At 76.5% G+C, this 12,344-nt stretch carries 10 protein-coding genes; 5 read left to right on the forward strand and 5 right to left on the reverse strand.

Annotation, left to right across the window (positions count from 1 at the left end; translation table 11 throughout):
* Positions 1-25 precede the first annotated feature (25 nt).
* A complete protein-coding gene (locus tag AC07AL_RS00155; RefSeq protein WP_363628560.1) occupies positions 26-1,483 on the reverse strand; it encodes an RNB domain-containing ribonuclease in 1,458 nt (485 codons plus the stop codon).
* Between the two features lie 95 nt (positions 1,484-1,578).
* Positions 1,579-1,836, reverse strand: coding sequence for a type II toxin-antitoxin system death-on-curing family toxin (locus tag AC07AL_RS00160; RefSeq protein ID WP_363628561.1), 258 nt, complete (start codon positions 1,834-1,836; stop codon positions 1,579-1,581).
* A gap of 57 nt (positions 1,837-1,893) precedes the next feature.
* Here AC07AL_RS00160 and AC07AL_RS00165 point away from each other — a divergent pair, with 57 nt between their 5' ends.
* Positions 1,894-2,334 carry a DUF3995 domain-containing protein gene (locus AC07AL_RS00165; RefSeq protein ID WP_363580839.1) on the forward strand — a complete coding sequence of 147 codons (441 nt, stop codon included), beginning with the start codon at positions 1,894-1,896 and terminating at the stop codon, positions 2,332-2,334.
* A gap of 85 nt (positions 2,335-2,419) precedes the next feature.
* Positions 2,420-3,205 carry a peroxide stress protein YaaA gene (gene yaaA, locus AC07AL_RS00170; protein ID WP_478316155.1) on the forward strand — a complete coding sequence of 262 codons (786 nt, stop codon included), beginning with the start codon at positions 2,420-2,422 and terminating at the stop codon, positions 3,203-3,205.
* A gap of 50 nt (positions 3,206-3,255) precedes the next feature.
* On the opposite strand, the gene AC07AL_RS00175 is transcribed toward yaaA, so the two are convergent.
* The 3 genes from AC07AL_RS00175 to AC07AL_RS00185 are packed head-to-tail and all read right to left on the reverse strand — an operon-like array spanning position 3,256 to position 6,000.
* Complete coding sequence (locus AC07AL_RS00175) at positions 3,256-4,392, reverse strand: bifunctional RNase H/acid phosphatase (protein ID WP_063347373.1); 1,137 nt, start codon at positions 4,390-4,392, stop codon at positions 3,256-3,258.
* A gap of 4 nt (positions 4,393-4,396) precedes the next feature.
* Positions 4,397-5,140 (reverse strand): zinc ribbon domain-containing protein, encoded by a 744-nt coding sequence (locus AC07AL_RS00180; RefSeq protein WP_363580833.1) that lies wholly within the window; start codon positions 5,138-5,140, stop codon positions 4,397-4,399.
* A gap of 23 nt (positions 5,141-5,163) precedes the next feature.
* Positions 5,164-6,000 (reverse strand): Nif3-like dinuclear metal center hexameric protein, encoded by an 837-nt coding sequence (locus tag AC07AL_RS00185; RefSeq protein WP_350885034.1) that lies wholly within the window; start codon positions 5,998-6,000, stop codon positions 5,164-5,166.
* Positions 6,001-6,625: 625 nt separating this feature from the next.
* On the opposite strand from AC07AL_RS00185, the gene AC07AL_RS00190 reads away from it, so the two are divergent.
* The 3 genes from AC07AL_RS00190 (at position 6,626) to AC07AL_RS00200 (ending at position 12,227) form a co-directional block, all read left to right on the forward strand.
* On the forward strand, positions 6,626-9,841 hold the full coding sequence (locus tag AC07AL_RS00190) for a class III lanthionine synthetase LanKC N-terminal domain-containing protein (protein WP_478316157.1): 3,216 nt from the start codon (positions 6,626-6,628) through the stop codon (positions 9,839-9,841).
* Positions 9,838-11,835 carry an alpha/beta hydrolase family protein gene (locus AC07AL_RS00195; RefSeq protein WP_478316158.1) on the forward strand — a complete coding sequence of 666 codons (1,998 nt, stop codon included), beginning with the start codon at positions 9,838-9,840 and terminating at the stop codon, positions 11,833-11,835. The genes AC07AL_RS00190 and AC07AL_RS00195 overlap by 4 nt, the downstream gene beginning before the upstream one ends.
* Positions 11,836-12,083: 248 nt before the next feature.
* On the forward strand, positions 12,084-12,227 hold the full coding sequence (locus tag AC07AL_RS00200) for a VenA family class IV lanthipeptide (protein ID WP_159398410.1): 144 nt from the start codon (positions 12,084-12,086) through the stop codon (positions 12,225-12,227).
* Positions 12,228-12,344 lie beyond the last annotated feature (117 nt).

The raw sequence follows: 12,344 nt of genomic DNA on the forward strand, positions 1-12,344 counted from the left end.
CCGGGGGCGCGTGGAAGCCCGGGGGTCAGACGGCGGCGAAGCGGACGGTGCGGGTGACCGGGTCGGCCTGCGTCAGCCGGACCCGGATCAGCCCGCCGAGCGGCAGCACCACCCCGGGATCGGCGCCGTCGCAGCGGGCCCGGACGGCGGGCCGGCGCAGCTGCACGGTGCCGGCCGCGGGCCGCCGCTCGTCCACGTCGATCACCACGGCGGTGAAGTCCTCGCCCTCCCGGCCGGCCAGCAGCTCCGCCTCCACCAGGTCCACGCAGGCCCGCTCGACCTCGGCCGCGCGGCGGTCCCCGCTCGCCATCAGGCCCGGCACGGCGGGCAGCGCCTCGCGCGCCCAGTCCGGCACCTCCTCCCCCGCCGCCACCGCCGCGCACACCTCCTGCGCGAAGCGGTCCCCGAGCCGGCGCAGCGGCGCGGTGCAGTGCGCGTACGGCGCGGCGAGCGCGGCGTGGCCCGGGTCGGCCGGGGCGGGCAGGCCCCGGGACTCGTCGAAGGCGTGGTAGCCGGCGCCGCGCAGCAGGCCGGTGCACGCGTTGAGGAAGGCGGCGTCCATCGGCGCGTCCGGGTCCAGGGAGCGGATCAGCTCCGGGTACGGGAGCGTCCGCGGCCAGTCCACGTCCAGCGCGGAGGCGATCCGGCGCAGCCGCTCGTACGCGGCGGCGGGCGCGGCGGGCAGGGTGCGCAGCAGGCCGACGCCCGCGTCGAGCATCAGGTCGGCTGCGGCCAGGCCGGTGAGCAGCGAGATCTGCGCGTTCCAGCCGTCGGCGGGGCCGGGCGCGCGGTAGCCGAGGACGTAGCCGTGCAGGGTCTCCTCGACCTCCTGCTCGGGCACCGGGAGGCTGGTCCCGCCCCGCGCGCGCTCCTGCTCCTCGCGCAGCCGGCCGACGGTGGCGAGCAGGGCGAGCTGCTCGTCGGCGCCGCCGAGGTCCACCGCGCGCTGGACGGCCTCGTAGTCGAGGCGGCGGTGCGAGCGGACCAGGGCGCGGCGCAGGTCGGCGAGCACCACGGCGCCGTCGGCGTCCAGGTCCAGCTGCCAGAGCAGGGCGGGCCGGGGCTCGCCGGGCAGCAGGCTGGCGGCGTCCTCGGAGATCCGGGTGGGGTGCAGCGGGACGCGGTGGTCCGGGAAATACAGGGTCTCGACCCGGCGGCGGGCCTCGGCGTCGATGGCGCCGCCCGGGCGGACGAAGGCGGCGACGTCCGCGATGGCGTAGTACACCCGGTAGCCGCCGCCGGGGCGGTGGAGCAGGTGCATGGCCTGGTCGAGGTCGCGCGAGCCGGGCGGGTCGACGGTGAACAGCGGCAGGTCGGTGGCGTCGTGCTCGGGCAGCCGGGGGCGCTCGGCCGCTTCCTCCGCCTCGGCCAGCACCGGCTCCGGCCACTCGGTGTGGATCTCCAGGCGGGCGCGGAGTTCGGTCAGTTCGGTGTTGATCCGGGCGGAGTCGGCGGCCTTGACGCGCAGTTTTCGGCGAGGCATGCAGGCAGCGTAGGGCGAATCGGGTGATTCCGGACGGATCACCCCGCCGGACGCGCCGGGCGGCCGGTGGCACTGGACTGCCGGTGCTGTTGGGCTCAGCGCCCCAGCAGCGACTTCAGGTCCTTGCCCGCGAGCACGACGGCGTCGTCGTAGCCGCCGGTGGCCAGCCGGAGCATGAAGGCCACCGCGTCGTCCGGGTGCGGGTCGGTGTACGGCTCGCCGTTGTAGTCCAGGAACAGCAGCATCGCCTCGAAGGCGGTGCGCTTGTTCCGGTCGATCAGCGGGTGGTTGCGGGACAGGCTCTGGCCGAGGGCGGCGGCCTTGGTCCACCGGGCCCGGGCGGGGTGGGGCACGGGTGTGAGCGCTCGTAGGGTGGGGTCGAGTGGTCGTTCACGAAGGGGGTTCGGGCGATGGGTGTGGTGAAGGCGACCGGGGCGGCGGTGTCCGGGGTGTTGGCGGCGACGGGGGCGCTGCACGCGGTGTGGGCGGTGACGCCGTGGCCGCTGCGGACGCCGGAGGAGTTCGCGGACACCGTGGTCGGCGCGGGCGACGGAGCGCCGTCCCCGGCGGCCTGCGTCGCGGTGGCGGGGCTGCTCGGGACGGCCGCGTACCTGGTGGGGGCGGAGGCCGGGGTGCTGCCGGCGGTGGGGCCGCGGCGGCTGCGGCGGGCCGGGGTGCGGGCGGTGGCCGGGGTGATGCTGGCGCGCGGCGCCGGCGGCCTGGTGCTGTTCGGGAGGGTCGTCGAGCGGTCGGAGCGGTTCAAGCGGCTGGACACCCGGTACTACTCGCCGCTCTGCCTGGCGCTCGCGGCCGGGGCGGCCGTGGTCGCGGGGGCCGGTGGCGCCGAGTAGCCGCGGCCGGACGGGCCGCCCGGGGCGGGCCGGTTTTGCGTAGGGTGGCGGGGTTCATCCGCCACAGAGTGTTGAGGAGTCCGCTGTGCTGGTGCTGTTGCCGCCTTCGGAGGGCAAGGCCGCGTCCGGGGACGGGGTGCCGGTGGCGCTCGACCGGCTGTCGCTGCCCGGGCTGACGGCCGCGCGCGGCGAGGTGCTGGACGCGCTGGTCGGCCTCTGCCGGGGTGACGAGGACACCGCCGCGGAGGTGCTGGGGCTCAGCCCCGGGCTGCGCGGCGAGATCGCCCGCAATGCCGGGCTGCCGGCGGCGGGTGCCCGTCCGGCGGGCGAGGTGTACACCGGGGTGCTGTTCGACAACCTGGGTCTGGCCACGCTGGACGCGGCCGCGTACGGCCGGGCCGAGCGGTCGCTGCTGGTCTTCTCCGGTCTGTGGGGAGCCGTGCGGATCTCCGACCGGATTCCGCCCTACCGCTGCTCGATGGGCGTGAAACTGCCCGGCCCGGGGGCGCTCGGCGCGTACTGGCGGGGCGCGATGGCGTCCGTGCTGCCGGAGGTGGCGGACGGGCTGGTGCTGGACCTGCGCAGTTCGGCGTACGCGACGGCGTGGAAGCCGGCCGGCGAGGTGGCCTCCCGGACGGCGACCGTCCGGGTGCTCCAGGAGCGCAACGGCAAGCGCACGGTCGTCAGCCACTTCAACAAGGCGACCAAGGGGCGCCTGGTGCGGGACCTGCTGGTCGCGGGGATCGAACCGAAGACGCCGGGCGAGCTGCTGGACGCGCTGCGGGGCCTGGGGCACCGGGTGGAGCTCGCCGCCGAAGGCACGGCGCGCAAGCCGTGGCAGCTGGACGTGGTGGTCACCGAGGTGCGCTGAGCCCGGCTCCGGGGGGCGCCCCCCGGAGCCGGGCGTTCAGCCCCGGGCGTTCAGCGCAGGTGCGAGGTGTCGTTGAGCAGCCGCAGCGAGGCGTTGCCGTCCGCGTAGTACTGGACGGCGCAGAACGAGGCGGCGGACAGCTCCATCCGGTACAGCGCGTCCGGCGGGGCGCCGAGCGCCAGCCGGACCAGCGTCTTGATCGGGCTGACGTGGGAGACCACCAGCACCGTCCTGCCGGGGTGCCGGGCGATGATCTTGTCCCGGGCGACGCCGGCCCGGTGGGTGAGCGTGGTGAAGCTCTCCGTGCTGCCGGTGGGCTTGGCCTTCGCCGAGCCGAGCCAGGCCGCCAGGTCCTCCGGGTGGCGCTCCTGCACCTCGGCGAAGGTCAGGCCCTCCCAGTCGCCGAAGTCGACCTCGCGCAGCCCGTCCTCGTACCGGACCTCCAGGCCGAGCCGGGCGGCGACGATCTCGGCGGTCTCCCGGGTGCGGCGCATCGGCGAGGCCACCACGGCCTGGATGCTGCCGCGGGCGGCCAGTTCCTCGGCGGCCCGCGCGGCCTGCCAGCGGCCCTTGTCGGACAGTTCCGGGTCGCTGCCGCCGCTGCCGGAGAAGCGCTTCTGCGGGGTCAGCGCGGTCTCGCCGTGGCGGAGCAGGACGAAGGTGGTCGGGGTGCCGAGGTCGGCGGGGGCGGCCCAGCCGGCCTTGGGGGCGGCGGTCTCCAGCGGCGGCTCGTCCACCACCGCGGCGGCCCGCGGCCGGGGCTCCCACTGGCGGCCGGCCTTGCCCGCGTCCATCGCCTCGTTGGCGAGCCGGTCGGCGTCCTTGTTCCGCTCGCGCGGGATCCAGGTGTACGTCACCCGGGCGCGCGGGAGGATCGTGCGGGCCTCGGCGGCGAGCGGCTGCATGTCGGGGTGCTTGATCTTCCAGCGCCCGGACATCTGCTCGACGACCAGCTTGGAGTCCATCCGGACGTCCACCGAGGCGTCCGGGTCGAGCTCCCGGGCCGCCTTGAGGCCGGCGATCAGGCCCTTGTACTCGGCCACGTTGTTGGTGGCGTGGCCGATGAACTCGGCGGCCTCGGCGATGATCTGCCCGGTGTCGCCGTCCCGGACCACCGCGCCGTAGCCGGCCGGCCCCGGGTTGCCCCGGGACCCGCCGTCCGCCTCGACGATGAAGCGAGCCGCCACCGGGTCAGGCGCCCGAATCGGCGGTGCGGACCAGGATCCGCGAGCAGTTCTCGCAGCGGACCACCTTGTCGGCCGGCTCGGCCTTGATGGCGTTGAACTCGGTGATGGAGAACTCGGTGCGGCAGCCCTCGCAGCGGCGCTGGTAGAGGCGGGCCGCGCCGACGCCGCCCTGCGTCTGGCGCAGCTTGGTGTAGACCTTCAGCAGGTCGGCGGGGACGACGGCGGCGACGGTCTCGCGGTCCCGCTTGACCTTGTCGGCCTCGGTGTCGATCTCGGCGAAGGCGGCGTCCCGGCGGGTCTCGGCCTCGGTGAGGACGACGGTGGAGTGCTGGAGGCGCGCGGTCAGCTCGGTGACCCGGGTCTGGGCGCTCTCCAGCCGCTCCATGACCTCCAGCACGATCTCCTCCAGGTCGCCCTGGCGCTTGGCCAGCGAACCGATCTCGTGCTGGAGGTTCTCCAGGTCCTTCGGCGAGGTGATCGCGCCGGAGTCCAGGCGCTGCTGGTTGCGGGCGGCCCGGGCGCGGACCTGCTCCACGTCCTGCTCGGCCTTGGTCAGCTCGCGCGTGGTGTCGCCCTGCTGGGCCTCGGCGGCGACCACCAGGTCCTTGAGCGCGGTGTGGTCGGCGGAGGCCTTCTCGATCTCGGCGTGCTCGGGCAGGCTCCGGCGCCGGTGGGCCAGCTGGTCGAGCTTCGAGTCGAAGGCCTGGAGGTCGAGCAGGCGGATCTGGTCGGCGGGCGCGGCGTTCAAGGGGAAGGCTCCTGTGAATCGGGTCAGGCGGTGAAGGACATGGGGGCGTGCGCGGTCCACGGGTCGGTGACCCGGTGGGAGACCTTGGTCTCCACGGCCCAGCCGCGCTGGTCGGCGGCGGCGTGCAGGGCCCGCTCGGCCAGGGCGAGCCAGGGCCACTCGGTGGCCCAGTGCGCGGCGTCGACCAGGGCGACCGGCGCCGCCTCGGCGGCCTCGGACGCGGGGTGGTGGCGCAGGTCGGCGGTGAGGTAGGCGTCCACCCCGGCCGCCCGCACCTCGGCGAAGAAGCTGTCGCCCGAGCCGCCGCACACCGCGACCCGGCTCACCAGCCGGTCCGGGTCGCCGGAGACCCGGACGCCCGTGGCGGTGGCCGGCAGGCCCTCGGCCACCTGCGCGGCGAAGGCCGACAGGGGCAGCGGGGGCTCCAGCAGGCCGATCCGGCCGGTGCCGCGACGGCCCAGCGGGTCGGTCGGGTCCGGCACCAGCGGGCCGGTCACCCGCAGGCCCACGGCCTCGGCGAGCGCGTCCGAGACGCCGGGGTCGGCGTGATCGGCGTTGGTGTGCGCGACGTGCAGGGCGATGCCGTTGCTGATCAGCGTGTGCACCACCCGGCCCTTGAAGGTGGTCGCGGCGACGCTGGTGGTGCCGCGCAGATAGAGGGGGTGGTGGGTGACCACCAGGTCGGCGCCCCACTCGACGGCCTCGTCGACGACCGCCTGCACGGGGTCGACGGCGAACAGCACGCGGCCGACCTCGGCCTGGGGGTCTCCGCAGACCAGGCCGACGGCGTCCCAGGCCTCCGCCCACTGCGGCGGGTAGACCTCTTCGAGCGCGGTGATGACGTCGGACAGTTTCGGCACCTGTCGAGACTACCGTGCGCGCGGGGGCGGTCGGGCCTCGGCCGTTCGGCGACCTGGACGGCGGCGGGGCGGCAGTGCGGCGGGGATGGCGGCGGGTGTGCGGCGGCGGCGAGGTGGCGGCGCGGCTCGGACACGGGTGCCGATGGCGTACGGACGCGCGTCAACCTGCGGCGGGGGCGCCCGGGAGGGGCCGGCGCCGGTCGCACGCGCCCGTGCGCCCGGCGCCCACTGCTCACACGGGAGCCCTCGCACGAATTCGAAACCGCCTCCTGATCACCCTTACGAGTGAAGTGACCGGCTCTACGTTGAGCCACTCCCGCCTCGAAAGTAACTTCAGTCCTGCGAACGGGAGTTGCCCCGACAGTTGCCCCGACCGGGGGTCGGGAAGGCGCTCCGCCGGACACGGGCCCTGGCGAGACCGGGCCCGGGGCGGGCGCGGCCGGGGCTCCTGCCCCAGGCGCGGCACCGCCGTACCAGGGCGGTGCGCCGCACCGGGGCGGCACTCCCGTTCAGGGGCGGCACTCCCGCTCCTTCCGAGGAAGCCGATCAGGCCGGGCCGCACGCCCGGGTGCCGGAGCAGTGGGCACCCGCGGGCGGCGGACGAGACGAAGGGATGTGGTGGCGAATGGCGGCGGGCACATCGCTGCGTACGGCCGGGGGCGGGGAATCGGCGGGCCACGGGCCGGATGCGGCCGGACCGTGGCCGGAGACGACGCGGGCGGCGCTGGCGGACGCCGGCGGCCGGGGAGGCGGCGGCGACTGGGAGGTCACCGCCGGGGGCTTCTGGTGCACGGCCAGGCCGCCCGCGTCGGCTCCACTCCCGGAGCAGGGCTGGAAGCTCCACGTCAGCGCGGCCTCGGCGGTCGGCGAAGCGGTGCTCGCGGCCGTCGTACGGGCCCTCGCCGACGACCCGTGCCCGTTCAAGTTCGCCGCCGGGGAGCAGCGGCTGCGCGAACTCAACTCCCGTAACAGCGATCGGGGTTCGGCGGGCAAGTTCATCACCGTCTACCCGGCCGACGACGCCCAGTTCCGGCGCCTGGCCGCCGGACTCGACCGGGCCACCGCCGGACTGCCCGGGCCCGTCGTGCTCTCCGACCGCCCCTACCGGCCCGGCAGCCTGGTCCACTACCGGTACGGCGCCTTCGCGGCCCGCGCCGAGCTCGGCCACGACGGGGAGTACCGCTCCGTCCTGCACGGGCCGGACGGCGAACGGGCCGAGGACGTGCGCGGCGCCTCCTACCGGGCGCCGTCCTGGGCCCGGGACCCGCTGGCGACCGGTGCGGCCCGGCCGGGGGCGAAGCGCGGCGCGGGCGTGCTGCTCGCCGAGCGGTACGCGATCACCGCCGCCGTACGGCACAGCACCAAGGGCGGGGTCTTCCTCGGCCGGGAGGCCGCGAGCGGCGCCGAGGTCGTGGTCAAGCAGGCCCGCGCGCACATCGAGATCGACCGGGCCGGCACCGACGCCCGCGACGCCCTGCGGCACGAGGCCGCCCTGCTGACCCGGCTGGACGGGCAGGGCCTGGCACCCCACCCGATCGAACTGATCGAACGGGACGACTCCGTCTTCCTCGTGCAGGAACGAATCGCCGGACAGCCGCTCGGCGCGTGGGTCGCCGCCCGGCTGCGGCGCGACGGCAGCCCCGACGTCGACTGGGCCGAAGCCGGACCGGTCGCGCACGCCCTCCTCGACCTCGTCGAGCAGGTGCACGCCCAAGGGCTCGTCCTGCGCGACCTCTCCCCCGGCAACGTGATGGTCCGCCCCGACGGCCGCCTCCGGCTCGTCGACCTCGAACTCGCCGCCGAAACCGGCCGCCCCGCCGGCTCCGCAGGCACCCCCGGCTACCGCGCCCCCGAACAGGGGCCCGGCCGGCTCGGCCTCGTCCACGACGGCACCTGCGTCGCCGACCCGGCCGTCGACCTGTACGCCCTCGGCGGCCTGCTCTTCCTCCTCGCCACCGGCCACGACCCGCTGCTCCCGGACGACCTCCCCCGGGCCCGCCCGGTCACCGAGCGCCTCGGCCGCTGGCTCGCCCTCGCCGCCCGCACCGGTACCACCGCCCGCCGCCTCGCCCCCGCCGTCCTCGGCCTCCGGGCCGAACAGCCGGGGCAGCGCTGGAGCCTCGCCCAGGTCAGGGTGGAACTCGCGGGCGGAGCCACCGCGGGCGCCCGGCGCAGCGGCGACACGCACCCGGACCCGGCCGACGGCGGCGGAACCCCTGGTGCCGTGCACGGCCACGAGACCACCGCCGCCGTCACTCCCCTGTGGCAGGCACCGAACCGGCGGAACACGCACACCGGGCGCCCCGACGGCCCGCATGCCGCCGGCCCGACCGGCGCCGCCGCCACCGCACCCCCGCAGCGAGCCGCCGACAGCAGTGCCGCGCCCGCCAGGGCCGGTGCCATCCGGGCCGCCACCGCTCCGCCGTGGCGCGCCGCGGCCCACCGGGCCACGCCCGCCGAGCACTCCGGCGACGCCCACGACGACCGTTCCGCGACCGATGCGACCGCCACGACCGGCGGCCCCCGGGCTGCCGTCCGACCCGACGGTGCCGCCCCGGACGCCGCCTGCCGCGCGTCGGCCGGCCTCCTCGACCGGGTGCTGTGCGACGGCCTGCGGCAGCTGGCCGTCACGGCCACGCCGCTGCGGCGGGACCGGTTGTGGCCGGTCGTGCCCGCCGGGGAGCGGACGGATCCGTGCAATGTGCAGCACGGCGCCGCCGGGGTGCTGGCGGTGCTGGCGCGGGCGGTGGCGGCGGAGGGCCTGCCGGGCGGGGTGCGCGCGGAGGCCGCGCGGACGGCCCGGACGGCCGCCGGGTGGATCGAACGGCGCCTGGCCGCCGAGCCGGTGGTGCTGCCCGGGCTGCACTTCGGGCGGTCGGGGACGGCCTGGGCACTGTTGGACGCCGCCCGGGCGCTGGGCGACGAGGGGCTGGCCGTTCGGGCCGCCGCGCTCGCCCGGCGGATCCCCGTCGAGTGGCCCAACCCCGACGTCTGCCACGGCGCGGCCGGCTCAGGGTTCACCCAACTCCGCTTTGCCGCCGAAGGCTTCACCGCCGAAGCCGCCGGTGACCCGGCCTTCCTCGACCGCGCCGCCCACTGCGGCCACGCCCTGCTCGCCGCCGCCCGGCGCGAGCCGTACGGGCGGGTGTGGCCGGTGCCGGCGGACTTCGACTCGGCGCTCGCCGGGATCACCCATCTCGGCTTCGCGCACGGCGTGGCCGGTGTGGGCGCCTTCCTGCTGGCCGCCGCCGAGGCGACCGGTGACCGCGACCTGCTGGCCGGCGCCGTCGAGGCCGGGCACACGCTCGCCGCGACCGTCCGCTGGGACGCGCCGCGCGAGAGCGCCTGGTGGCCGCAGAGCGCGGGCGATCCGGACCGCGTCCGGCTGGCGCACTGGTGCAGCGGCTCGTCCGGCGTGGGCACCTTCCTGCTGCGCCTCTGGCGGGCCACCGGCGACGCCACCGCGCACGGGCTGGCGCTGGCCGCCGGGCGGGCCGTACTGGCCGGGCGCTGGCACGGCGGGGTGAGCGCCTGCCACGGCCTGGCCGGCGACGGCGAGTACCTGCTCGACCTTGCCGAGGTCGCCGACGAGCCGGAATTCCGTTCCGGCGCCGAGGAGTTGGCGCTACTGATCGCTGCCCGGTCGGCGCTGCGGGGCGGCCTGCTGGTGCTGCCGGACGAGACCGGGACGGGCTGCGCGGCCGGCTACGGCACCGGCGCGGCGGGCGCGCTGGCCTTCCTGCTGCGGCTTCGGCACGGCGGCCCCCGACTCTGGGTGGATCCGGCTCCGCCCGCCGTGCGCCGGCTCCAGGGCACAGGCAGCGGGGTGAGCGGGGCATGAACGTGGCCACCCGGACCGTCGCGCAGGCGCTGCGCCGACTGAGCTTCACCTTCTCCGCCGACGGCGGTCACGCCGCCTGCCTCGCCTCGGCCGCCGACGGCGGCTGGTACGTGGAGAGTTGGCGGCTGCCCTCGGACGGCGGGCCGGCCACCCCGCTGGCGTTGCCGCTGTCCGGCAACCGGTCGGAGAGCCTGCGTTCGCAACTGGTCGCGCTGCCGGACGGCTCGGTGCTGGTCTGCCGGCACGACGGCGAGCGGCACGACCTGGTCCGCCTCTCGTACGGCGAGAACGGCGCCGTGGAGCAGCAGATGGCCACGATCCGGATGCCCGGGCTGCGGCTGCTGCCGGTCCCGACGCCCCACGGCGCCGGTCCTCGGACGCCGGTGGCGCTCGCCCTCGGGACGGACACCCGCCCGGCGACCACCGTCTGGCTGGTGCGGACGGACGGCAGCGAGCCCGAACGGGTCGCCGAGATCCCGGGGTTGCACGGCGGCGGCGCCTGGCTGGACAGCGCCGGGGCGCTGCTGGCGCTGGACCGGGTGAACGCGGGGCTCGTCCGCACCGTGGTGCTGGACCTGCGCAGCGGCACGACCACCCCGCTGCTGGAGATCGGCGAGCGCAGCAACGACCGGCTGGTGCTGTTCGACCCGGACAGCCGGTTCGCGATGGTGCGCAGCGACGCGCCGGGCACCGACCGGCTCGGCTGGGGCGTGCTGGGCGGCGGCGAACCGCTGCGGTTCCCGGAGTGCCTGCACGTCGCGGGCATGTTCCTGCGGCCGGTCGCGCTGCGGCGGACGGCGGACGGCCCGCAGGTGGCGGTGCAGGTCGACCACGGCGCCGGCTCCGCGCTCGCCCTGTGGCGGGCCGCCGCCGGCCGGCTGGACCAGCTGCCGGTGCCGCCCGGCCGACTCGGCGCGGTCGGCCACTGGGGCGGGGCGGCGCTGCGGCTTCCGTACTCCTCGCCCGACCACCCGGCGGCGCTGGCCGCCCTGGACGTGGACGCGCTGCTGGCGCACGGCCCGGCGAAGGCCGGGTCCGGCCCGATGCCGATGCCGCTGCCGCTGCAACTGGCGCCGCTGGGCTCCGGCCTGCCCGGCCCGTGGCGGGACACCGTGCTGCCCTGGCAGCCCGGCGGTCCGCGCACCCCCCGCACCCAGCCGCCGGGTTGGCGGGTGGACGGCAGCACCGCCCCCGGGGACGGCGGCCGCTGGCAGCCCGCACAGAGCCTCGAACTCGCCGGTCCGGCCGGGCCGTTGGAGGCCGTGGTGTACGGCGGGGACACCTGGCTGAGCAGCCCGCACCTGGTGCTGGCGCTGCACGGTGGCCCGGCGGACGCCTGGCGGCTGGAGTTCGACCCGGCCCTTCAGCGGATGGCCGCCGAGGGCCTGGCCGTGATCGCACCGAACCAGCGCGGCTCCACCGGCTACGGGGTGGCGCACGCGATGGCCATCCGGGGCGCCTGGGGCGGGCCCGACCTGGACGACGTGCTGTACCTGCTGGACGGCATCGCCGGCCAGCGCGCGGCACTCGGGCTGGAACCGCCGGCCCTGTTCGGGGTCAGCTACGGCGCGTTCCTGGCGCTGCTGGCGGCCGCGCACGCGCCGTCCGAGCAGGTGTCCCGCTGCGCGGTGGTCGCACCGTTCCTGTCCGGTGCCCGGCTGCTGGCCGAAGCGGCACCCCCCGTACGGGCGTTGACCACCCGGCTGGCCGGCGACGAACCGATCACCGACGCCCGCGGCCCGCGCGACGTCCTCCAGCTGACGCACCGGCTGAGCGCCCCGCTGCTGGTGGTGCACGGCAACCGGGACGAGGTCGTGCCGGTGAGCCAGTCCCGTTCGCTGCGGCACGAGTTGCTGCGGATCGGCCGGGTCGAGGGCGCGGACTTCCGGTACGTCGAGGCGGCCGGATCGGGCCACGAGGTGCTCGCCGAGGAGGGCGCGGCCGTGCTGCACGAGCTGCTGGCCGCGTTCCTGCGGACCGGCCGACCGGGCTGACCGGAGCCCCGGCACCTCGGTACGTCGACTCCTCGACACCTCGACACCTCAGGACGTCGACACCTCGACTGCTCGACACCTCAGGACATCGACTCCTCATCAGGACGTCGACACCTCACCACACAGACTCCCGGGCCCGACGCGGCCCGGGGCACCACCCCGGCGCGGCGGACCGAGCCGCCCGGGGGCGACACCCGATGCCCGCAGGCAGATCGCGGCGGGCGTAGTTCCAGGGGAGGAACCCGATCATGGAGAACATGGTGGACTTCGAGACCGACCTCGCGGCGCTGCAGGACCTGCCGGAGACCGAGTCCGTCGAGCTGACCGGCCACGGCGCCGGCTGCCAGTACACCTGTCTCATCCTCACCTGCCTGATCTTCACCAACAGCTGATCCAGGCGGTGAGCCGTGGGTGCCGGGGCCGCCCCTCCGGAGAGAGTGGGAGCGAAACCCCCCGGCTCCCCTCTATACTCGGCCCACCACACAGCAGTCCATACGAGAACCCAGACC

The organism is Kitasatospora sp. NPDC043949 (assembly GCF_056435365.1).